We start from the raw sequence: 22,902 nt of genomic DNA, 5'->3' as shown, positions 1-22,902 counted from the left end.
CGGTGCAAAGTTTTGACCGTCACACCTAGTAGAGTAGCTGCTTCTTGGGGGGTTAAACTAGACATTGCCTAATTATATCATAGAAAATGTCCAGTTATGTCAATAATTGTCTAGATATTTACGGACTGTTAGTTAACCCCTCTTTTGACCTGGAGCGTTTCCCGATAAAATTATCGAATTCACCCCTAACTCCCGAACGGGAAAAATAATTGCCATTTCAGTGTTGACAAAGGCAGTGGTTTTGTGGGAGGATTACTTCATAATGGGAAAATGTGCCTGCCTATAGGGTCTATTTTCATCCTGATTCAACACCACTATAGGGGGAGGGTGAAATCAAGATTAGAGTCGTTAAGATTATCATTGACCCACTGGCGACTAGAGTAGAAAAATACGGATGAGTCGTTGGATAGTGTCGGATGGATGCGCTCGTTGTTTGGGGGGTTGCTAATGCGGTTGGGTTCGTCTTTGGGGATGTCCTCAAGGAGTTGGCGAAGGGAACCTTAGAGGATTATACAAAAGATTTCTTCAAAGATCGCATTAAAGCCTTACCGGAACGCTTCAACAAAGAACCTCTGGTGAAAGCCATGGGTAAAGCGCTGAAGGAATTCTTGCAACTGGTACAGGAGGAGTTAGAAACCTGGGGGTTGAGTCAGGAGGAATTGAAACCTTATCAGGGGGAGTTAAAGACATTTATTCATAATAAGGCGGTTAAGGAGGAGTTAAGTCAAGCCTTTGCCGAGGGGTGTCGTTCTCTGGATGGGTATACCTTAGCCCAAACCTGGGAAACCTTGCAATTGCAGCCATTACCACCGGAATTTGATTGGCAAGCGATTACTCAGCAGTATCTCCGGCGAGTGAAAGCAATCTGTCGAGAGTCTGATGAATTAAGAATGATTCTCGATTCCCAGAACCTAGAAGCCATTCGAGACAATACTGACGCGATCGCAGGTATTATCCCAGATTTTGACCTACGCCAATATCGGGAAAGCCTACAAGAGTTCTATGGCTATCTCAAATTAGAAACCTTAGATCCCGGTAGTTACAAGTACCCGATGCGATTGTGGCAGGTGTTTGTCCCTCAAATGGTGCGGGAAGCCATGCCGCTTTATGATATTCCTAGAGATTATCTGAAACGGTTACAAGATGTCAATCAGTTAGATGAACAGATTTCCCCGGAAGAATTGGAACAGTATCGGGAAACCTACTACCGACAGCCGATTCGTTCGGTATTAGACATACTCCATCAACCCAATTACCCCTACATCGTTATTTTAGGTGATCCAGGTTCCGGGAAATCCACATTAGCCCAATATGTGGCGCTAGATTGGGCAGAGAAACCGACCCAGACGATTCCTCTACTGATAGAATTACGGAATTATGCCCGCGATCGCACGTTACCGAAAACCTTCTTGGAGTTTATCCATCAGGGGGCGGCGGCGATTTGTCATCTGAATCAACATCGCTTAGATGAAGTCTTAGAAGCCGGGGATGCATTTGTCTTATTTGATGGTTTAGATGAGATATTTGACCCCGTTGCTAGAGATACGCTAATTACCGAGATTATCCGCTTTACGAATCAATATCCCCAAGTTCGAGTCATGGTAACCTCTCGGATTATTGGGTATAAAGCCCAACGGTTACGGGATGCCCAGTTTCGTCATTTTACCTTACAGGATTTTGAAGCCGAGCAAATTCAGGCATTTGTACAGAAATGGCATGATTTAGCCTTTGGCAATCAACCGGATAAACCCCGACTGCAAAACCGTTTACAACGGGCAATTAATGAGTCACCCGCGATTCGGGAATTAGCCGGAAATCCATTATTATTAACCATGATGGCAATCTTAAATCGCAACCGAGAATTGCCACGGGAACGGGCAGAACTTTACGATGAAGCATCGCGGGTTCTCCTCCATGAATGGGATATTGAGAAAGGATTACCCCCCGATGAAAAACTGTCCCCCGACACGATTACTCGCAAAGAAAAACAGGCGATGTTGCGGCGAGTGGCGTATCAGATGCAAGCCGCACCTCAAGGGTTAGCCGGGAATTTAATTAATGTGGATGAGTTGGAACGGATTTTGGCGGGATATTTAGAGACGCTACAAGACGTAGAAAAACCGCGAACGGTGTCTCGGTTAATTATTAAGCAGTTACGGGAACGAAATTTTATTTTATGTTTTTCTGGTGCTGATTGTTATTCCTTTGTCCATCGCACGTTTCTGGAGTTTTTCTGTGCGTGGGAGTTTGTCTGGCAATTTAAAGAGAAACAATCGCTTTCCATAGAGGAACTTAAGACGGAGGTATTTGGCAAACATTGGCAGGAGGAGAGTTGGCATGAGGTACTGCGGTTAATTGCGGCGATGATTGATGAGCAGTTTGTTGGGGAAATTATTGATTATTTAATTAGGCAGAATGGTAAAACGGCTAAATTTAGGAATTTATTTTTAGCGGCTAAATGTCTCACAGAAGTCAGAAGTCGTTCCCAGATTAGTGAAACGGCAACTCAACTACTCAATCTGTTCAAAAAATTAAGCCAGTGGGGAAATTACAAACAGCTTAGTCAAAAACAATTTAGCGTAATCACTGATATTAGGACTCAATCGATAGCGATGATTGCATCAACTTGGAAAGAGGACAGCAAAACTTTACCTTGGTTGGTATCTCGTCTGGCTCAAAATGACGTTCTTTCTGTACGCCAAGTCATTCTACAGGAAATCGTTAAGGGTTGGAAAGAGCATCCTGATACATTTCGGCTTTTAAGACATTGCGCTCAGTCTCATAAGAATTCGGATGTGCGACTGGCTATTCTACAGGAGATCGTTAAGGGTTGGAAAGAGCATCCTGCTACCTTACCTTGGCTTAAATCTTGCGTCTATTCCGATAAGTCTTCCAGGGTGAGAGAGATAGTGTTGAAAGAGTTAATTCAAAATTGGCATTTATCTGAATTAGCTCGTGGTGGCAAGGATAATTTTGAGCCTTTAACTTTTCTCAAAGCATTTGCTCAGTCTCATGGTCATGCAATCGTGCGAAAACTAGCTCTACAAAAGTTAGTCCATGATTATAAAAATGACTTAAATACCTCAAGTTTTCTCAAAACCTGCGCTCGTTCTGATGGTGATGCAACTGTGCGTAAATTCGCTCTACAAGAGTTGGCTCGTGGTTGGAAGGATGCTTCTGACACCTTAACTTTTCTGAAGTCATGCGCCCAGTCAGATAGCGATGCAACTGTGCGTAAATTCGCTCTACAAGAGTTGGCTCATAGTTGGAAGGATGCTTCTGACACCTTAACTTTTCTGAAGTCATGCGCCCAGTCAAATAGCGATACATTAATCAAACAAACTGCTCTACAAGAATTAGCATTTGGCTGGAAAAACGACCCAAATATTAATAGTTTTATTCTCAAAATAAAAGCCGAATCAGATGGCGATGCAATCGTGCGAAAAGCGGCAATACAAGAGTTGGCTTGTGGCAGGCATGACAACCCTGAAATTTTAACTTTTTTAAAATCTCGCGCTCAGTCAGATAGAAATATAACAGTGCGACAAACTGCCATGCAAGAGTTAGCTCGTTGCGGAAAAAATGATCCTGAAGTCTTAAATTTTATTAAAAAATACGCCTTGTCATATACTGACAAAAATATGCGAGAAATTGCTCTAAACGAACTAGATATTGGTTGGGGCAATGACCCAAATATCAGGATTTTTATCCTCAAGATAAAGGCTGAAGCAGATCTCAAGATAAAGGCTGAAGCAGATCTCAAGATAAAAGCTCAGTCAGATAGGGATGCAACAGTGAGGAAAACGGCAATACAAGAGTTAGCTCGTGGTGGGAAGGACAATCCTGATATTTTAACTTTTTTAAAGTCTTGCGCTCAGTTAGACAGTGATGCAACAGTGCGAAAAACTGCCATACAAGAGTTGGCTCGTGGTGGGAAGGATAACGCTGATATTTTGACTTTTTTAAAATCTTGCGCTCAGTCAGACAGCGATGCAACAGTGCGGAAAATAGCAATAAAGGAGTTGGCAAGTAGCCAAGAAAATAACAATAATCTATTGATTTTTTTGTGTCACTGTGCTGTTAAAGATCCCTTTGATATTTATTGTGAAGGCTTGTGGTTAGATAACCCTCGAAAAACTGCACTTGAGATCATTTTAAAACAATATCCTCACCATCCCCAGACACCAAAATTATTACGAAACCGGATAGCATACGATCCAGATCCTAACGTGCAACGCTTTGCCCGCGAACAATTGGACAAATTACGCCAAAAACAAACAAACGCGCACCCACCCAAAACGCCACAATAACCCCTCTGCGAACCTCTGCGCTACCCTCTGCGTTCCTCTGCGTTACCCTATAAACATTACCGAATTCACCCCTAACCATGATCACCTCAACAATTCCCACCATTTACCCCCAACCCATCTCCCTAGAAGACTGGATGGAAAATCCCCCAAATAGTACAGAATGGGTCAATGGAGAATTAATCGAAAAAAATGGCATGACACTCAAACATAGTCGAATTCAATCCAAACTTTCCTATTACTGGAGAACCCATAAAAACTCCAGTGAACTAGGTGGAGAAGTCTATACAGAAGCACCTTGTCGCACTAATAAACAAGGGCGTTGTCCCGATGTCGCCTATCTTCCCCCAGAACTCGTCAGCCAATATGGTGATGCAAAAGTCCTCCCCCGAAGTTTTCCCCTGAGTGCAGAAATCGTTTCCCCCACTGATTTAGCTGAAGATGTGATTATCAAAGCCCAAGAATACTTACAATCGGGGGGTAAAGAAGTTTGGTTAGTCTTTCCAGAAAGCCGTTGGATTATTATCGCCACTCAAAACCAGAGATTAGTGTTTACTTCTGGGGAAGTGGTAAGTACACAAACTGTTTTACCCGGTTTCAGTATAACCGTTGATGAACTATTAGCCTAGAATGACTCAAATATTTTCTATTTCAGTGTTGACAAATGCCATGGTTTTGTGGGAGACTTACTTCATAATGGGAAAATGTGCCAGCCTATAGGGTCGATTTGGAGACAGATACAAGACCAAGCAATAGTATTAGCAAGGATAATTGAATTCCGTTTAATGCTCCTGTAGGGGCGACCCGCTGGTACAAATCAACAACGGAGTCCACTAAATTGCCTCGGGTCGCCCAAGACGCCAGGGAAAATAATAAACACCTGAATAGCGCTCATTGTCCTAGCCTTGAACAATGTATCTCAATCAGAAGCGAGCATCAGAACCAGTCAAAAATGTGAATGCGATACATTCTCTTCGGAACAGGCTCCGCCAACGCGCTTTGATAAACCCATTCGAGTTATCCTCCAGTTCAGGTGATGTTCAGGGTTCAATTATCCTGATGCAGCATTATTCGGAGGGCGCACATCTTTTTCCCCTACAGTTTCTGGATATAAAACCCCTTATGTATTACAGCAATTGATCAATCACTAGCTAAGTGAGTCGGCTTTTGACTGGTTGCGATCGCGAACCGGGGTTACGCCCACTGATGCTCTAGCTCATAGACAACAAAGCTTTGGAATTCCGGTGCATTAGCAGAACCCAAAGACTTTTTGGAGAGTTGCCGCCAACCGCCAAGTTTGAATTCTTGTTCAGCAATCCGTGGGGACATTTTGTGTTCATCGCCAGAACCCGTCATTAGGTCATTATACGTTGCTCGGAGTTCGTCGATTGCGACTTCAATACAATTCCTTTCCATGGCGTAGTCAACAACATACCTATACCAAATCCAGAGTGCCTGTTGCCGACGCCGTTCAAATTCCAATGCCACAGGCGGAATCTCCCCTGAACGTTTATAATTTTCTACCTCAGCCGCCGTTGTCAAAATATACCCATTCGCGATGTAGATAAGTTCAGCGTTAGCAATCCGTACTGCATCAGTTTCATCGCAGTAATCTGGGCAAAATTCATCCCCGACAATGAAAACGCCATCTTTTTTTAGCACCTGCTTGGCGTGAATTAAATAGTTTGACGGCAAATGGTGGTGAGCGCCCCAAGAGAGGATTATATCTACGGGTTCGTTCCACTCTTCAAAGGGACAGTTGAATACTTTAGCATTAGTGTTAGCGAGACGACGTTCTAATTTAACCACAATATCAGGTTCTGCTTCTGCCGCGATCAGTTCGATTTCCGAGAACTGCTTGAGCAACCTTGACGCAAAATAGCCAGTACCACAGCCAACATCAAGCAGACGAACGGGTGGTTCTAGGCGTTGGCAATGTTGTTTAACCAGTCTCATGATGTAGGTGTCACCTTCAGCAATTTGAGGATGACCTTTACGCATCAATTTTGCAATATCTCCTTCCGCAAAGTTGACCATCATTGGGTAATTATCAGTAACAAAAACAGACATCTACAAACTCCTGTAATAGGAGTAAATATATTAACCTGGGTTCGGCATAGGCAAGAAAACACATTTGTCCTGGCTAGACTATAGGCATAGGGATGAAGCGGCTTGAAACAAACAGATCCTTTCCACTCCTTATCGCAATGCATTGGCTTTCCCTTGTCCAATTCTGATTTTTTGCCAGAATTGGGTTCCCCCTTTAACGATAGCATTGAACCCATACATCACGCGACCTTTGAGACCAGCAAGGAAAAAGTAATTGAAGGAACCGACGGGTAACTTGGCAATTATTTCTTGAGCCAACGCTTTCTTCTCACCGGGACCTCGTAAACGAAATTGCGTTGCATTGGTAGCACCATAAACAATACGCAGCCAGAGGCGAGGCTGTAAGAAAAAGTAGTTCCACAATGGAGGTTTGCAACCGATTATATCAGCCAGATCATCCATGTAACTATGATAATCAACTAAGCTGCGGATGCGAAGGGCATTATGTTCAAACTGGTTTAAATAGTTCTCTCGATCTATCGATGCTATTTGCTCCATTTCCGCCGCCGGAAGCGTTTTTTCCCCAGTACAAATCAAAGCAAACAATCTGGCTTGCATTTCCATAATCGGAAACTGACTTCCGAACCCCGGACGTGCCCAGCCAATCCAAGCGATTTTGTCTCGATACTGGGGATGAAATATATGTTTGTAAAGGCTCCGGGGGTCAGTTTGCTTCAGTTCATCGGGAAGGAAAGGTACATAGTTTTTGTAGCCCGTAGAAAATACTACCGCATCTAAATTTTGCAGAGTTTTCCCATCAGCCGTGAGCAAGGTTCTGCCACCATCTTTTACCGTGGTTATTTCACCAACGACATCACACCCATGCTCCACAATTGCCTTGGGTAAGGCGAATGTTTTAGTTCCGTATGTTCCCCACACTCCGTTTCTGCACTTAACTTTCTGATTCAGGGTAACGGCAGTTTGATCAACGGGATTGTTGTAACTTAACCACTGTCGCAGGATAATTTTACTCAAGGTATGTCCATAGTCTCTGGGTAAGCCGCATATGCCCCGATTGCTAGCGATGTCGTTGGCGCGATTATTTCTATGGCGAGGTACAACAAACCCGGTTGAATGGCGTAGACTAACCCAGCAATTCTTGGCGACACGAGATAGTTCTAAGGCTACATCTGAACCGGATTCACCGCCGCCAACGACTAATATATTTTTGCCCGCAAAGCCCTCAGCATTATGATAGTCTTGGGAATGGGAAAATTCTACCTCCGTTAAGAATTCTTTCCATTTTGGATAATTCGGGATACTATTGTTACCAATCGCCAATGCCACTCGTTTTGAAACTAAAGTCTCTCCAGATGCCAATTGAACGTGCCATCCTTGGTTTTCTTCCTGCTCCGCCAGGGCTACAACTTTGGCGTTGAACCGAATTTTCTCTAACACACCAAACTGTTTGGCATATCGTTTCCAATAGTCAACCGCTTCATTCTTTGTCCAGAATTCGTGCTGTTTTCCATCACCAATCCAGAAGTCGGAAAACATACTATAGGTGCAAGACGAGGTTAGAACTAAACTGTCGTAGGTTTTCGCAAAAACGCCGCCTACATCCTCGGCTTGCTCTAAACAGACAACGTCGCGCACCCCTTGTTCGAGTAATTCCTTGGTTGTCACTAGACCTCCGGGTCCGGCTCCAATCACAATGCAATCTAACATATAATTTTTAGGAATTAAATATACAATATACCTTATATTAGAATTTCTATCCAGTTTTTGTATAAAAAAAACTTATTAAATAATTTTTACTAATAATTTTTTAAAATAAAAAAAAGCGTGATTGTCTGGGAGGATATTGAGAGAAAGTTAAAATCGATAGTTTAGCGTTGAAAGGAAAAAAGAAACTATGACGACAAACCAAATTGATGCCGCTCGTCAACGGACAGTGAATTGGTACTACCAGGATGTCTGGGGTTGGCAGCCTGAAGAGATTCCTCCAGTAGAAGTACATGCCACTTTTCTCAAGGCTCAACTCATTGCCGCTAATGGCGACGGGACACTGACGAATGAAGAAAGACAGTGGGCGCTGGGTCGGGCGGCGGCTTGTGGATACCGAGAAGAGCTACTGCAAGAATTAGAAACCTATCCGGCAAATGAAGATATAGTAGAGGTACTTTCTCAAACTCAGACAACCAATAAATCTCGCCAAGCTGTAATCTACTTTACGATTAAAGTTTCTGCAGCTGATGGCGTTTATCACGACAAAGAAAAAAAGGTTGTCCGTCAAGCGGCTGCGGCTCTAGGGATTGCTGAAGACGTAGTAGAAGAAATTGAAAAACTGTGTGCCGAAGAAGAACGTCTGAAACAACAACGTATTCAGTTATTGTTCCCTGATGGCAGTCCCGTGCATGACTAGAGGTTTGTACAGACGTTGGATGTAACGTTTCTAGCAAAGAAAGGGATAATTGTATTATTTTTAATTATCCTGTAGGGGCGACCCGCTGGCACACTCAATTTACTTGGGTCGCCCGCCCTTCACTAAGGGCAAATGATAAACACCTGAATAGCGCTCATTGTCCTAAGCAAGGACAAGGTTTAGGCATCAGTTAAAGCATCAGAACCAGTCAAAAATGTGAATGCGATACATTCTCTTCGGAACAGGCTCCGCCAACGCGCTTTGATAAACCCATCCCAGTTATCGTCTCCTGAAGAAGATTTTCAGCATTCAAAAAACAAACGCGATCGCACCCCACCCCAAACGCTAAAATAACCCCTCTCTTGACCTGGAGCGTTTCCCGATAAAATTATCGAATTCACCCCTAACTCCCAAACAATGATCACCTCCTCAAGAGGATTTTCTTGCTCCCCTCTCCCCGGCGTGGGAGAGGGGCTGGGGGTGAGGGGTTGAGCTTAAGTTGACACCAATGCACGTCTATGCGCCCCTACTTCTCGCTTCGCGACTATGACAAATGACGAATGACAAATGACAAATGACAAATGACGAATGACGAATGACGAATGACAAATGACAAATCAAGACGACTTCGCTTCCAGGCTTTCTAGGCGGCTTTTGAGTTCCTGATTCTCTTGCTTAATCTGATCGAGTTCTTCGCGAAGCTGTTTAATCGCTTTGTCTGAACCCACTCGCTTCTGCACCGTTTGAATCGCCTCTTCCGCCCGCCGACGCACACGCCCATCCGGTGTTTGATCACAAAGCGATCGCAAAACCCCAATCGCTTTAACCGTCTCCATTTGGGCTAAGGCGGAAACCACCGCCACTTGAGTCAGGAAGAACGATTCCCCGGATAACTCCTCTAACGCCTCTAATATCTCCTCTAGCTTATTCGGGGTTTGACCCGTGGAAATCGTACCTAAAGCCCGAATTGACGCCAATCGCAAGGGTTGAGGAACACCCAGCTTAGTGTACTCCATAATTACATCTAGCGCTTGGGGTGAAGACTTCATCTGACTCAATCCCGCGATCGCACCCGATCGCACGACTTCATTCCAACCTGCACGTTGATTGAGAATGGTAGTTAATAATTGTAGCACCTCATCTGCTTTATCCTTCATACTCCCAGACACCAGTTTGCCCAGCACTTTAGCCGCAGACGCTTCCACGTAATAGCTAGCATCCCCCACCTCTAAAAGATGGTTTAATGCTTCATAGCTTTCTACCGTTTTCACCTGACTCAAGGCTTCAACAACCGATCGCCGCACCCGTGCATCTTTATCCTGCAATCCAGCGACTAAAGCAACAGAGGCTTGATCCAGTTTGACTTTTGCCAATTGTTTAGCCACTTCAACACGCACCCCCCAGAACGGATCATCTGTCAAGGCTTCGGCTAAGGCTTGAACCACGTCTAATCCCCCCTTCTTCACTAACGCTTGGGCGGCGTAAATCCGGGAAACGGGGTCAGGATCATGCTTTAGTTGGGCTTTTAGTTCAGCTAACGGATACTCCAGTGTAACTGTTTTTAAGTAATTATTCCCCGCATCAAAACTAATAAACTGGGGCTTTTTCTCCAAAGGGAAATAGAAACTCTGTTCCCGTTCATGAATGCGAACCTTAAACGTTTTCAGAGGGGAATCCGCGTCGGTGTAGCCAAAGGCGATGGGAATTTTTAGGTCAAATCGCTCATTCTTACTACCATTTTGACTCTCTTTCACTTGAGTTTGGACAACCGTAACTTTAGCTAACTGGCTATCCCCATCCCAGGTGTAGCTAACTTTATAGTCGGGATGACCCCCTCGGAAGACATATTGATCAAACAGAAATAGAAGATTTCGACCCGTAGCTTTTTCAATTGCCCGTAATAGGTCAACAGTTTCTACGGTATTATGAGCATTATCTTGGACAAAGGTTTGAATGGTTTTCCAGAATAACTCATCCCCCAATTCTGCCCGGATTATATGATAAACACAAGCCCCTTTTTCATAAAGGTGGCGGTCATACAATTCAATGGCTTCTCGATAAATATGGGTAACAATGGGGCGGCGATAGCGGGAGGTGTCTTCGTGTATGTAGGTGCGGGCTTCATTAAGTAGGTAATACGCCGCATCATCTTTACCATACTCCTGTTCCGTCCACAAGACTTCCGTATAAGACGCCATTCCTTCCTTAATCCAAGCATGGGACCAATGCTTGATCACCACCAAGTCGCCAAACCATTGGTGTGCTAATTCGTGGGCGACTAAACTCTCAGTACGCAGACTATCAAGCGCCGCCCGTTCATCCAGTAAACAGCGATCGGTAAGTAGGGTGGTGGAGGTGTTTTCCATCCCCCCAAAGATAAAGTCATCAACACAGACTTGGGCGTATTTGGGATAAGGATAGGGATAGCCAAAGACATGACTAAAGAAGTCCATCATTTTTGGCGTCTTACCCATACTGCGCCGCGCGTCGGCTTCCCGCCCTTTTTCTACATAATAGGTAACGGGTTTTCCTTGCCATTCATCCCGAATTTCAGCAAAGTCACCCACCGCCAAGGTCATTAAATAGGTAGGATGAACATGGTTTTGTAACCAGTGATAAGTTGTGCGATCGCCCTCGTCTTGAGTTCCAATCAGTTCCCCGTTGGATATGGCGATTAGGGGTTTAGGAACCGTGACACGCAGTTCAGAACTCGCTAATTGACCGGGATAATCGAAACAGGGGAACCAGAAGCGGGAGTCTTCATCTTCTCCCTGTGTCCACACCTGGGTGGGTTTGTTGGGGTAATGTTGGGTGGGAGTGATGAAATAGATACCCCGTTGCGGATGTTCGACATGATACGCGATCGCGATTTTTACCTCTTTCCCCGCCTCAGTGGGGTTGAGGAGTTGGATCTGTAGTTGTTCCCCGTCACAGTCAAAGGGTTGGGATTCACCATCAATCTGCACCGATTCAATCGTCAGGTTCACTGCATCCAGGACAAACTGACGGATATCATCACGCACTGGCGTTAGGGTAATGGTACAATTCCCTTCTAAGCGCTGTTTGGGGATATCCAAGACCAAATCCAGGAAAATATGATTAACTTGTCCCGGGCGATCGGGGTTGTAGTGGGGTCTAGCACCGGGTAATTCAAAGGACTTGTGACCGTTTTGATCCGAATCAAAATAAGACTGTGCCATGAATGTGTCAAACGTTAACAGAACAACTACAAGGATCTCTTCCTTCCAGGTTAGCTTGTCTCCCCTTCTGTCGGTCAATCCGAATTAAGGTTCTAACGGGGAACTCTCTTAATCTTAAGCAATCATGGCTCAAAAAATAAGTTTTCGTAGGGTGGGTTAGGCGGTGTTTTTCTCAGGACAATAACTATTTAATGAAATATCCGCCGTAACCCACCACTATTCACGGGAGCGTCTATCATTTACCCTACCTTATATAGCAATAGACACATCGATTAGGACGTTCGGCACCATTGTAGAGACGCGCCATGGCGCGTCTCTACATAAATGATGGGTTAATACGTTCCCCTTTTAAGCGGACACAATGTAATCCGAATCAATCGCACTCACTTTATTCTCATCCACTAATGCTTGATAAACCATAGCCGCCACCTCCCCACGAGTAGCCGCTTTGGTTGGATTAAGTTTTTTGACATCGGGGTGATTCACCACAATTTGTTTTTTCGTTGCTGTGACTACTTCCTCCTTACCATAGTCAGGAATATCATCGCTATCCTCGTAAACATTTAAGGCATTATCATCGGATTCTGATAATCCTAATCCATTCACCAAAGACACCAGAACCTGAACCCGTTCTACATTATCTCCCTGGCGGAACATATCACCGGGATAACCAGACAGAAATTCGCCGCGATAGGCTGTTTGAATCGCATCCTTTGCCCAAGACTTATCACTAACATCGAGGAAGTTTTTGGCTTCCCGTTTGGGTTCAGGGTCAAAGGCTTTAACCAATAATGCCGCATATTGGGCGCGGGTCATTTTTTCATTGGGTTTAAATGTACCATCACCAAACCCGCTAATTAAGCCTTTGTTGAGTAATCCTTCAATAAACAGTTTTGCCCAGTGGTTTTGAATATCGGCGAAGGTTTTGGGTTGGTCATCATCGGAAATAGCGCTAACAATATAGTCTGAGTTAACTGCACTCACCTGATTCGCATCAACCAGCGCCTGATACACCATCGCCGCCACCTCAGCGCGGGTAGCATCTTTTGTCGGGTTAAGTTGTTCCGTCTTGGGATAACTCACCACAATTTCTTTCTTCGTTGCCGTGTTGACTTCATCTTTGGCATAATCCGGAATAGCGTCGCGATCGCTATAGGTATTCAACACTGTTCCATCACTTGCCGATAACCCCAATCCATTCACCAAAGACACAATCACTTGCGCCCGTTGCACATTATCATTGGGTTTAAAGATATTGTTAGGAAAACCCGATAGGAATTCGCCGCGATAAGCCTGTTGAATCACATCCTTTGCCCAGAAATCATCAGCAACATCGGTGAAATTTATCCCATCCCGTTTCGTCGAGGGGTTGAAGGCTTTCACTAATAACGCCGTATATTGAGCGCGGGTCATTTTTTCATCGGGCTTAAATGTACCATCTTTAAAGCCACTAATTAATTCTTTGTCGAGTAATCCTTGAATAAAGGGTTTTGCCCAGTGGTTTTGAATATCGGAGAAGCTATCCGGTGTTTTACTTCCACCATCACCATCACCATCACCGTCACCACCATCTCCACCATTTCCACCGCCACCATCGCTGATACTGCCTTCAATGTTAATTGATCCACTCACTTGATTACTCGTCAACTGATTTCCCCAAGACAGCAGCGTATTTTTGCTGGAGTTGAGAATCGCAAATTTGCCGTTGTTGCGAAAAATATTATTACCCGGATCGTCTTGGCTTTTGCCTAAATCAGGCTCAGCATTACCTGTTACAGCAATACCGTATTCTTCATTATCTTCAATGGTGTTATCTCGCAGGATAGGTTTAGAATCGACAGAAATTCCCACTCCGAATCGGTTTTCGGTAATAAGATTATCGACAACTCGCGGCGTCGCCTCGCCATCAATACTAATCCCATAACCTGCTCCTTTACAGGTATTATCCTTAATTTCTCCTTGAGCCTTTTTGGTAAAGGAGATGCCATTCCCACCGTTATCAATAAAGTCATTATCAACAAGGTTAGGTTTAGCGGTTCCGGTAGCTAAAACCCCTTCGCGATTACATTGAGTAAAGGTACAGTTTGTTATCGTCGGATCAGTCGATTCAATCCAAATTCCTGTGCCGCGTGTGGCTTTATTCGTCACCGTGACACCGCGTACTTCTGTTGTATCTTCCAGTAAAAAGGTTATATTTTGTTGAGCCAGGGTGGGACTAATATACTCGCCATTCCCTTCAATTACAATACCATTGCCTTTATTTCCTTCATTGCCGACAAGTTTGACCCCAGATGGGACTTGCAGTGGGAAAATCTCGCCACTCGTCGCATTATAGGTTCCCGCCGCCAGTTGGATGGTTGTATCGGCTTGGGCTTGTTGCAGGGCTTTGGACAAGGTTTTAAAGGGAGCAGATTGGTCACCCGCCGCGCTATCGTCTCCGGTAGCGGGATTAACGTAAAGAGTTTGAGCCATAATGTAATCTATCTATCGAAACAATAATGAGAGTATTGACTTGAGATAATGGTGAATGTTTCCCAGCATAGGCTCGACTTGTAGCAAAAATCATCCTTCATTAGGGTGAAATCTAGCGACTCACGGTTCCCTAAAAAGACATACTTTTAACCTTCAAATCACCTTCTCAACTTAATTTGACAGACGTGCGGGTTAAGTGGTTTCTGTCAAGCCGGAGTCGGCTTGCATCCCTTACTACGATCACGGCGCTAGAATGAGTATGGCTTGATTTCCCGGAAAACAATGGCTTTAGAACCCTGTAAGGTGTGTGGTTCCCTAACTAGCACGAATGATGAAATTTGCATGATTTGTGGCTATCCGGCGAAAGGACGCCCGAAGATGATCTGGTTTAAGTGGATGGCGCTGATTCTGGCGCTGGCTATTGGTTTACCTTTAATTATCGCTACGTTTCAAAATCTAGTGAGTTCAGAGACGCCGATTCAATCCGTACCCTCTGAAAGTAAGTAATACCGAGTTGCGCTCAAACCTAGTAGATAGGAAAAGCTGGGGAAGCTGGGGAAGCTGGGGGAGCCAATGTAGAGACGTGCCATGGCACGTCTGGAAGCTGGGGGAGCTGGGGGAGCTGGCGCGTAGCGCTATATCTGCATCTCGATGAGAAGCCGATGAGTTCTCAAAGTTTTCAGTCATAAACTCCGATAACTATCCGTTTGAATGAGGATGTTGAGTCAAATCGATTATCCTCTAGATCCTAATGCACATCTGTGAATGTCTCTACACAAAGCCACTACTCTCTATATTCTCCGATTACAACAAAAACATAGACAGGATGTATTCGGCTATTGATTCCCGGAACGCGATCGCGAAACGGTTCATCTGAGAGAAGGAGAAAAATGATGCATTATCAAAAATACACTGATGAATCCTCAACCCGCTTATCGCGTCTCAAGTCGTTCAATAGTACATACGCTCTAGATGAAAAGCAACTGGATGGAAATCTGCACGATATCTCACTGACTAACCCGGAATCGATTCCTTTCTTTGAATTTATCCCGGCGACATCGAAATCGCCGCAGCAAGTCTTCTGGATTGTTGGTGTGGTGATTCTCTTGGCGGTGTTGGGGATAAGTGGCGCGATCGCCTTAAGTAGTTGGACAAGAGGAAACGGCTCTGTACTAAGTCTTGTAAATAGTCCTCAAACCCTGACAAAGGACAAATGACAAAGGACAAATGACAAAGGACGAAGGACAATGAATGAACATCATTATTATATTGGTTTACTACTTATCTTGCTGATATTCGGGTTTGAACTCCTGGTTCAGTCAACCGATATAAACAGCGGACAACGAGTGCGATCGCGGGCGTCGCGTCAGGAAGATAGTTTATTAGTTAGTCGTTGAGATGGAATGGGATGAATCAGCGTTATTACCGGAGTTTAGGATTAAGTTTATTCCTGGTTTGTATGGGACTACTGCTATGGACGAGTTTTAACCTAACCCTTGGTATAGAATCTCAATCCGTCGCGATTCCGATCAACGCTAAACAGAATTTAATCACTCGCATTTATACGCCTAAAACGACACCGAAACCCCAACCCGTGATGATTTTATGCCATGGGGTGAATGCGAGTAAAGAAAGCATGACGCCTTTAGCCATGGAATTAGCCAGACATGGAATTGCAGCCATTCCCTTCGACTTTGGCGGCTATGGAGAATCATACTCTTTGGGGATGCAAAATAAATCGATTGAACGCCTCGAAGCCAGTACCGTCGCTGATGCAAAAGCCATCTTAGACTTTGTGCGATCGCGAAGCGTGTCCTCGGACATATCGCATCCCTCCCAGTTTGATGCTAAACGTATTGGTATTGCGGGTCATTCTATGGGGGGAACCACGGCATTAAAATTAGCTGAACTTGAGTCTCAACTACAAGCCACAGTTGTCCTGAGTATCAGTGGATTTGCCACGCCCACCATTCCCAACAATCTCTTCCTCGGTGTTGGCGTATACGAACAACTGAATCCACCGTCAGAGTTGCGCCAAATGTGGCAAACGGTTTGTCCGGATGGGATTTGTAATAATTTTGAGAACGGAACCGCGCGTCGGTTAGTTATCTCTGATACCACGGATCATTTTACTGCACCTTACGACCCAAAGTTAATCCGTCAAGTGATTCACTGGACACAACAGGCTTTTGATCTGCCGCTTCAAGACAAGCCTTTAATAGTTCCCTGGTTTATTGTGGGCGGGATTGGTACAGTTAGCGGCAGTATTGTGGGGGGTGTTTGGCTAGTTTTGCGTTGGCAGAATTCAAAGCCTTCTCAAGAGCAGGAGAGAGGTTTGGAGAGAGGACTAAAAGTAAGAATCCGATCCAGTGTCACTGGATTTTGGGGGATTGTTATCCTGATTTGCTGGATAGCTGGAACGAGTAATCTTTTAGTCTTATGTAGCCTTCTGCAACTGGTCAGTAATTATGGTTTGCGTCATCCAGGAAAGATTAACCAAGCGGTACGAATTACCGGATTGTATTTCGGTTTAGGGTTAGCTGCTTTCTGCTTATCGGGTTTACTCCGGGGTGCAGTTGAATGGTGGCATTATCCTCTATCATGGCTCAAATTACCCCAATTTTTACTGCAATGGATTATTTTTATTGTTTATAACTATAGCATCGCCATGAAAGTGGCTTTTTTTGAGACATACACGTTTAAGTTACAACCGAATTGGCTCTTTTTTCTAATCATCGGATGTGAGTTAGTTCAACCCGGTATCATTTTAACTGGGGTGGAAAACGTAGGGACTTGGCTGATTCAATGGTTACGTCGTCCGCTGACTGTAACCGGATTGGGTAAAGTATCGGGAAAAGACGCCGGATTAATCGGAGGTTTGGTGGTGTTACTCATCGTCTTATTGCATCAGCGCCGTGGGGATATTGGTCAAGTTGCTAGTCAGGGAATCGCCGCGCTGGAAGTGTTTGGACTATTGTTAGTGTTACCGATTGGGGTAGGAATTGGAATTGTGCGATCGCGCTGGTTTCAGCGTCTGGAAAATCGGTTAACTTAAAACGAATGCTACTGACTTTAGAGTTTGTAGTAAGCGCTTTAGCGCTTCTGGCACTAAAGTGCCTACTACGAACCCAGATTAACTCAGCGACATTTAACTTAAAACCCCTCACCCCCAGCCCCTCTCCCACCCAGGGGAGAGGGGAGAATAAAAGTGACTTTAGGTTATGTATTTTCAATTAAAAATAGAGAATAGCAAGATTATTTTTAGCTCTATTTTCACTTGATAGGAGAGGAAGAAATTGATCGGCTGTCCGGTTCCCCTTCTCCCCACGGTGGGAGAAGGGGTTAGGGGATGAGGGGGAAAATGTCGAGGAGTAGATAGACACAGTAGGGGAGAATACAGGGGACTTTAGGTTATGTATTCCCAGTGAATAACAGAGCAAATTAAGCTTATTTTTAGTTCTATTTTCACTTGATAAAAGAGGAAAAAATTGATGCACTATCCGGTTCCCCTTCTCCCCACGGGCCGGAGTTGGGGTTAGGGGATGAGGGGGAAAAATGCCAAGAAGTACACAGACACCCCCTTAACTTGACACCAATGGAGGATGAGGGTGTCCAAACTCCCCGCAAATTCGACTCAAAACCCCTGCCAAATTCCTCTCCACCTCCTCACGACTCACTCTGACAAATCGTAACCCTAAAGACTCCAAAACTTGCTGTCGTTGCTCATCCAAATATTTCTGAGACTCATGAATTCCACCATCAACCTCCACAATCAACCGCTCAGAAGCACAGAAAAAATCAACCACAAATCGCCCGATGGGTTGCTGACGCCGAAATTTTCGCCCCTCTAGCTGCTTTTTCCGCAGGGCTTGCCATAATATTGCTTCACTCCGCGTTGGTTCCTTGCGAAACTGACGGGCAATTTCTATCATCTTCTGTTCTAATTGTCTCGGAACTTCCCATCGCTCTACATTTTCAGTTCTTTTCACGGCGTTACCTCTTAATAGTGAATTGTGTAGGGGCGGGTTTTACTACTATCTTCTCGGTGACACCCCGATGTAACTAAACCCGCCCCGACTCAGGTTTCTCGACTTCCGTCAAAAGTCAGAAACCCAACAGGCGCTCATCGAAGTTGGGTTACTCTCCGAGAAGGCTTCACCTACATTCCTCAACCGCACCTACAAAGTTTGCTCGGTTTCTGGAGAGCTAATCGGTACTTTGCCCTCAAGGATTGTTCCCTTAAGATTCGCCCCTTCAAGAATCGCCCCTTCAAGAATCGCCCCTTCAAGAATCGCCCCTCGAAGATTCGCCCCTTCAAGAATCGCCCCTTCAAGAATCGCCCCTCGAAGAATCGCCCCTCGAAGATTCGCCCCTTCAAGATTCGCCCTGTATAAATCTTTAAAATTAAGAAGGTTTTATCTCCTGAATCATTATGTCCACTTTGACGGAAATAGAACGCCGTCATCAAACGAGTAATGCTAGCTTTTGCATCATCTTGAAACCCTTCTTGAAAATACGGACAAAATCTTTTTCTTCAATTCCCTGAATCGCTCTATGTTGATGTCCTGCCCACCCTCGCTCATAAATGGCTTTGAGTAAGTCATTATAAATAGCATTCAAGTTAGTGTCTTGGGAAAAGGTTAGTTCTCCCCGTCTTAAACTGAGAGCCACTAAATAATTGAGCAAGGGTTGAGCGGTAATTTCAGTTAAATTGCCTTGGTTTAACTCATTGGGTAAACCCGTATAGCCATAACCACTCACAGCACCATAATTTTGCCACCAATTCTGGCGCTGGTCTTGTTCTAGTAGCTGGTTCGTATCGACATAATTTTTCCGCTTATCTTCAGGGAGAAAATAGGGCAAAACGTGCAGGATTTGTCCTTCTTTGCGAAAGTCGGTTTCATTTGCCTGGACTGCCAATTCTCGTCCGGCAATCAGTACCTGTAAGCAGAGTTCTCGCTGGTTTAATCGGTCAACGGTGCGCTGGACTTCTCGGACAAAATCTTGGGCAATTTTCTCAGCAATTTTCCCCTGCATGGCTAACTCATCCAGTCCATCAAAAATAATCAATAGACGAGATTCGCGATAGTCGGCGGCTAGGGGATTGTGCGGTAAAATGCCGTCTGTATGGACGAATTTACCCACAGCATCAATTAAATCATCGGCGGGATTAAAATGATGCAGAGGAATCAATAAAACTGGAATCTTATCTGTTTCTGCTAGGTTGGCGGCAAACATTTTAGCAAAGGAGGATTTGCCACTCCCCGGACTGCCACTAATTAAGCGAATGGCATCATCTTTATGGGCTTTATTCAGCCAGGTTTCTAGTTCTTTGTCTAACTCAATGACGACTTGCTCAGATTTTTCACGATTGGTCAGTCTCGGTTCTAAGTCTTCAGCGTTTTGTCTCTCAACTTTACGCTTATAGTACGCCCGTAGCGGTACATACACCCGCTTGAGGCTAAAGGCTTCTAAAAACATCGGTTCTTCTACCTGTTTTTGTAGCCAAGTCCCATAGCGAAACCATGCCTGAAGTCTGTCATTGGCTTGGGTAAAAGGAGTATCTAACTGTTCTTTGAGTCCAGCATAGTCTTTAGCATGACGCCTCCACTCATCCTGTAATGCGGCAGCAAAATAGATGGGGAGTCGGTCACTAATGGCAATGGCGTCGGCTTCACTGAGGTTACACTGCTTTAACCAGTCTAGAAAAGCAGGTTTAACCGCTTGAATAATCGGGTCTTTATCGGGATGGTTAAAAAAATTTTGGTTTAAAATTAAGCGACTATTCTCTAATGCCTGTTCAATCCCCTTTTTTAAGGGTTTGAGATTAAACTTTTTGGGTTCAATTTCTGTTTTCTCATCAACCAGATTCTTAATGGCTTGAAGTAATGAGCGAAAAACCAGCCACCACCCTTTTTCACTGGCATTTTCAGCTAAACCGAGGGCAGATAGGGCTTCAACTCCATCCCCGGCTAAACTATCCCACTTGCCAAAAAAGAAATCAATACCTCCTTTTCCTACGGCTTTTGAGAATTCTTTTAAGTTGAGTTCCATTGGTTTGTGAACCAATGCAGTTGGCTTGCTGATGGGGAGTCCAGATTCGTTTGTCATGATGGGTTTAGGGGAATGGTTACAGGGTGATAATGTAGAGACGCGCCATGGCACGTCTTTACAGGGTATCGGAACAGGGAATTTTGACCTCGGAACACGGCATTTGGAGTTCAGCAATTCCACCTTAGCAGGTGCGTTACGCTGACGCTAACGCACGATGGCGGACTGACACAGCTAAAATAGGACTTTGTTTGTAGTGAGAACTTTAGTTCTCTAACGCCTAGCTGGAGAGGGCTAAAGCCCTCACTACGTACCCAATCTATTGCACCATTTTAGTTGGGTCACGGCACTACGGCTGGTACACCTTAATTGGTGGATTAAAATTGTAGGGGCGCACCGACGTGCGCCCAATTTCTGACGACGTGCGCCCGGTTTAAACGTCAAATCTGTTTAACAATTTTAGCGGTGTCAATCCAGTCGAGTTTGTTAGCTATTTTACCTTGGCTGGTGCGTTACGCTGGCGCTAACGCACCCTACGAATCTTCAAATCAAGTCGATGAGAAGTCGATAAGTTCTCAGTCATGTTCTCAAAGTGTTACCTGTTTTAATCAAGGTGTAGAGTTAAAACCTAATCTCATGGGTAGGAAAACTGGAACAGATGCAACTGGTGTAGGATGCTTTCTAGGATTGATGTTACTGATAGCCGGATTTATTTACATACTTGCACCCACCTTTTTGAATCACAGTCAGAAACATAAACAATCAGAAGGTAAAACTTATGTGGGTTCTATGAACCGCGCCCAGCAAGCTTACTATTTAACTGAACAAAGCTTTAGTAGTAATATTCCTGATCTAGGTTTGGGTATCAAGACTGAAACAGAAAGCTATGCCTACTCAACTCAGATAACTGACAATGCTGCATTTAACTATGGCATATCTCGTCAGGACAAAGTTCGGAGTTATGTCGGTGGTGTTTTTGTCGTTCCCGCAACTGATGTTGATGCTGCATCGGATGAAATAACTACAGTTGCTATTCTATGTGAAGCTGATATACCGGGTTCAATTAAGCCTGCATCGCCAATTTATCAAAAGGGTGAACTGGCTTGCGGTGAAGGGACAATCGATTTATCTCGATAGGAATAAGTTGAACAATTATCCAACTGCTTCGTTAATTTAGGGTTGCTTACATCAATGAAGTATTTAGATAAGGGCGCAACCCCTCTCCCACGCCAGCCCTCACCCCCAGCCCCTCTCCCAAGCTTGGGAGAGGGGAGCAAGAGCAAGAGAGCCCGGTTCCCCTTCTCCCATGAAAAAAAAGCGAAGTATCCTCTGTCCCAACTCCGGTTCCCCTTCTCCCGTGCAACAAAAGCGAAGCATCCGCTGTCATCCCCCCTCTTGTAGGGGGGAACGAGGGGGGTTGGGAGAAGGGGTTAGGGGATGAGGGGGAAAATGCCGCTGAGTAGATAGACACAGCTTAAAACCTTGCCAGTATTACTTTTCAAACTTAACTTGACACCCATGCAAGCCTTGCGCCCCTACATTTAGATTATCAATTAGGACTTATTCAACTATGGTTATTTTGGAAAAAACCCCTACCCAACTGAAACTTCGACATCGCCCCTATTTTATTTGGCAACTCTCTGGATGCTTAGTGTTTAGCGTTCCTTTACTCATTGTTCTCGTCAGCTTAGTCCTACCTTGGATTGTTTATATGTTAGGCTTGCATGCCTTATTCGCATTTAATCTAGTGGCGGGTATTCTCTTACTGGTTTGTGCCGGACGTATTTTTATCTATCACTTTGACAAAGAGACAAACAGTCTATTGATTAAACGTCGGGGATTGTTTAAAACCCAACTCAGCTTATATCCCCTGAGTGATATTTTTCAGGTGCAACTCAAATCCACAAGCTGGAATCAGGATCGGACAAGTAACTATCAAATCGCGATTATTTTGAAATCAGGGAAACATTTGTCTATTAAATCGGACGGGAAACCCCTACAGCAGAAGCTAGAGACAGTCAACCTAATTCGCCAATTCCTGGGTATGCCACCACAGAAACTAGCTGATTAATCTCTACTTTTATACCCTCTGCCTGATTCGTCAGTAAGTCAGTGGAAATGAACCTCAATAGAATGTCACTGACTGGTATGCTGGTGGGTTGAGCGAAGTCGAAACCCAATATATTAACTTGTATCAATAATCCTCAAACTCTGACAAATGACGAATGACGTAGCTGGCTTCTCAAGGGTAGCGAGTATGACGAATGACAAATGACAAATGACAAATGACAAATGACAAATGACAAATGACAAATGAATGCGATCGCACAAACTCTAACACCGATTGTGGGTGACTCTAACCTTTACCAGGGGGATAATTTACCCCCGCTATGGCAAG

General features: G+C 44.5%; 18 protein-coding genes and 1 pseudogene. 10 read left to right on the top strand and 9 right to left on the bottom strand.

The window, feature by feature from the left end:
• Positions 1-65 (bottom strand): annotated as a pseudogene (locus tag RIG27_RS31870) (IS607 family transposase); the annotation flags it as partial.
• Between the two features lie 351 nt (positions 66-416).
• On the opposite strand from RIG27_RS31870, the gene RIG27_RS31865 reads away from it, so the two are divergent.
• Complete coding sequence (locus RIG27_RS31865) at positions 417-4,310, top strand: HEAT repeat domain-containing protein (protein WP_446351078.1); 3,894 nt, start codon at positions 417-419, stop codon at positions 4,308-4,310.
• A 77-nt stretch (positions 4,311-4,387) separates the two neighbouring features.
• Positions 4,388-4,936, top strand: a complete 549-nt coding sequence (locus RIG27_RS31860; RefSeq protein ID WP_446351077.1) for a Uma2 family endonuclease — start codon at positions 4,388-4,390, stop codon at positions 4,934-4,936.
• A gap of 565 nt (positions 4,937-5,501) precedes the next feature.
• Here the strand turns inward: RIG27_RS31860 and RIG27_RS31855 are convergent.
• The gene (locus RIG27_RS31855) at positions 5,502-6,377 is read right to left on the bottom strand and encodes a class I SAM-dependent methyltransferase (RefSeq protein WP_446351076.1); all 876 of its coding nucleotides are present in this window, start codon (positions 6,375-6,377) and stop codon (positions 5,502-5,504) included.
• Between the two features lie 129 nt (positions 6,378-6,506).
• Positions 6,507-8,084, bottom strand: a complete 1,578-nt coding sequence (locus RIG27_RS31850) for a flavin-containing monooxygenase (protein ID WP_446351075.1) — start codon at positions 8,082-8,084, stop codon at positions 6,507-6,509.
• A gap of 187 nt (positions 8,085-8,271) precedes the next feature.
• Here RIG27_RS31850 and RIG27_RS31845 point away from each other — a divergent pair, with 187 nt between their 5' ends.
• Complete coding sequence (locus RIG27_RS31845) at positions 8,272-8,781, top strand: TerB family tellurite resistance protein (RefSeq protein WP_446351074.1); 510 nt, start codon at positions 8,272-8,274, stop codon at positions 8,779-8,781.
• A gap of 617 nt (positions 8,782-9,398) precedes the next feature.
• Here RIG27_RS31845 and RIG27_RS31840 read toward each other — a convergent pair.
• Together RIG27_RS31840 and RIG27_RS31835 are read right to left on the bottom strand one after the other, a co-directional pair.
• Positions 9,399-11,981, bottom strand: coding sequence for a M1 family aminopeptidase (locus RIG27_RS31840; RefSeq protein ID WP_446351073.1), 2,583 nt, complete (start codon positions 11,979-11,981; stop codon positions 9,399-9,401).
• 348 nt (positions 11,982-12,329) lie between these two features.
• Entirely contained in the window at positions 12,330-14,453 is a 2,124-nt protein-coding gene (locus RIG27_RS31835; protein ID WP_446351072.1) for an S-layer homology domain-containing protein, read from the bottom strand.
• A gap of 282 nt (positions 14,454-14,735) precedes the next feature.
• On the opposite strand from RIG27_RS31835, the gene RIG27_RS31830 reads away from it, so the two are divergent.
• From RIG27_RS31830 to RIG27_RS31815, 4 genes are all read left to right on the top strand, one after another.
• Positions 14,736-14,960 (top strand): hypothetical protein, encoded by a 225-nt coding sequence (locus RIG27_RS31830; RefSeq protein WP_446351071.1) that lies wholly within the window; start codon positions 14,736-14,738, stop codon positions 14,958-14,960.
• A gap of 383 nt (positions 14,961-15,343) precedes the next feature.
• Positions 15,344-15,670 carry a hypothetical protein gene (locus RIG27_RS31825; protein ID WP_446351070.1) on the top strand — a complete coding sequence of 109 codons (327 nt, stop codon included), beginning with the start codon at positions 15,344-15,346 and terminating at the stop codon, positions 15,668-15,670.
• Between the two features lie 30 nt (positions 15,671-15,700).
• Positions 15,701-15,850, top strand: a complete 150-nt coding sequence (locus RIG27_RS31820) for a hypothetical protein (RefSeq protein WP_446351069.1) — start codon at positions 15,701-15,703, stop codon at positions 15,848-15,850.
• Positions 15,851-15,861: 11 nt separating this feature from the next.
• Positions 15,862-17,508: an alpha/beta hydrolase gene (locus RIG27_RS31815; protein ID WP_446351068.1), complete on the top strand. Its 1,647-nt coding sequence runs from the start codon at positions 15,862-15,864 to the stop codon at positions 17,506-17,508.
• A gap of 526 nt (positions 17,509-18,034) precedes the next feature.
• On the opposite strand, the gene RIG27_RS31810 is transcribed toward RIG27_RS31815, so the two are convergent.
• The 3 genes from RIG27_RS31810 to RIG27_RS31800 form a co-directional block, all read right to left on the bottom strand.
• Complete coding sequence (locus tag RIG27_RS31810) at positions 18,035-18,442, bottom strand: endonuclease domain-containing protein (RefSeq protein ID WP_446351067.1); 408 nt, start codon at positions 18,440-18,442, stop codon at positions 18,035-18,037.
• A 189-nt stretch (positions 18,443-18,631) separates the two neighbouring features.
• Positions 18,632-18,805, bottom strand: coding sequence for a pentapeptide repeat-containing protein (locus tag RIG27_RS31805; protein ID WP_446351079.1), 174 nt, complete (start codon positions 18,803-18,805; stop codon positions 18,632-18,634).
• Between the two features lie 112 nt (positions 18,806-18,917).
• Entirely contained in the window at positions 18,918-20,564 is a 1,647-nt protein-coding gene (locus RIG27_RS31800; protein ID WP_446351066.1) for a hypothetical protein, read from the bottom strand.
• Here RIG27_RS31800 and RIG27_RS31795 point away from each other — a divergent pair.
• From RIG27_RS31795 to RIG27_RS31785, 3 genes are all read left to right on the top strand, one after another.
• On the top strand, positions 20,563-20,709 hold the full coding sequence (locus RIG27_RS31795; protein ID WP_446351065.1) for a hypothetical protein: 147 nt from the start codon (positions 20,563-20,565) through the stop codon (positions 20,707-20,709). The two genes, RIG27_RS31800 and RIG27_RS31795, sit on opposite strands and share 2 nt — an antisense overlap.
• Before the next feature lie 260 nt (positions 20,710-20,969).
• Entirely contained in the window at positions 20,970-21,641 is a 672-nt protein-coding gene (locus tag RIG27_RS31790; RefSeq protein WP_446351064.1) for a type IV pilin-like G/H family protein, read from the top strand.
• 433 nt (positions 21,642-22,074) lie between these two features.
• Positions 22,075-22,575: a hypothetical protein gene (locus tag RIG27_RS31785; protein WP_446351063.1), complete on the top strand. Its 501-nt coding sequence runs from the start codon at positions 22,075-22,077 to the stop codon at positions 22,573-22,575.
• A gap of 113 nt (positions 22,576-22,688) precedes the next feature.
• Here RIG27_RS31785 and RIG27_RS31780 read toward each other — a convergent pair whose 3' ends face one another.
• The gene (locus tag RIG27_RS31780; protein WP_446351062.1) at positions 22,689-22,835 is read right to left on the bottom strand and encodes a hypothetical protein; all 147 of its coding nucleotides are present in this window, start codon (positions 22,833-22,835) and stop codon (positions 22,689-22,691) included.
• Between the last annotated feature and the right edge of the window lie 67 nt (positions 22,836-22,902).

The organism is Coleofasciculus sp. F4-SAH-05 (assembly GCF_040222985.1).
GTDB lineage: Bacteria > Cyanobacteriota > Cyanobacteriia > Cyanobacteriales > Coleofasciculaceae > Coleofasciculus > Coleofasciculus chthonoplastes.
Note: the sequence above shows the minus strand (reverse complement) of the source record. Positions and strands in the feature narration are given on the sequence as shown.

Coding starts and splice junctions, on each gene's coding strand:
- RIG27_RS31855 (WP_446351076.1), bottom strand. CDS start 6,377: ATGTCTGTTTTTGTTACTGATAATTACCCAATGATGGTCAACTTTGCG.
- RIG27_RS31845 (WP_446351074.1), top strand. CDS start 8,272: ATGACGACAAACCAAATTGATGCCGCTCGTCAACGGACAGTGAATTGG.
- RIG27_RS31830 (WP_446351071.1), top strand. CDS start 14,736: ATGGCTTTAGAACCCTGTAAGGTGTGTGGTTCCCTAACTAGCACGAAT.
- RIG27_RS31795 (WP_446351065.1), top strand. CDS start 20,563: ATGATGGGTTTAGGGGAATGGTTACAGGGTGATAATGTAGAGACGCGC.
- RIG27_RS31865 (WP_446351078.1), top strand. CDS start 417: ATGGATGCGCTCGTTGTTTGGGGGGTTGCTAATGCGGTTGGGTTCGTC.
- RIG27_RS31800 (WP_446351066.1), bottom strand. CDS start 20,564: ATGACAAACGAATCTGGACTCCCCATCAGCAAGCCAACTGCATTGGTT.
- RIG27_RS31835 (WP_446351072.1), bottom strand. CDS start 14,453: ATGGCTCAAACTCTTTACGTTAATCCCGCTACCGGAGACGATAGCGCG.
- RIG27_RS31850 (WP_446351075.1), bottom strand. CDS start 8,084: ATGTTAGATTGCATTGTGATTGGAGCCGGACCCGGAGGTCTAGTGACA.
- RIG27_RS31840 (WP_446351073.1), bottom strand. CDS start 11,981: ATGGCACAGTCTTATTTTGATTCGGATCAAAACGGTCACAAGTCCTTT.
- RIG27_RS31860 (WP_446351077.1), top strand. CDS start 4,388: ATGATCACCTCAACAATTCCCACCATTTACCCCCAACCCATCTCCCTA.
- RIG27_RS31815 (WP_446351068.1), top strand. CDS start 15,862: ATGAATCAGCGTTATTACCGGAGTTTAGGATTAAGTTTATTCCTGGTT.
- RIG27_RS31825 (WP_446351070.1), top strand. CDS start 15,344: ATGATGCATTATCAAAAATACACTGATGAATCCTCAACCCGCTTATCG.
- RIG27_RS31785 (WP_446351063.1), top strand. CDS start 22,075: ATGGTTATTTTGGAAAAAACCCCTACCCAACTGAAACTTCGACATCGC.
- RIG27_RS31820 (WP_446351069.1), top strand. CDS start 15,701: ATGAATGAACATCATTATTATATTGGTTTACTACTTATCTTGCTGATA.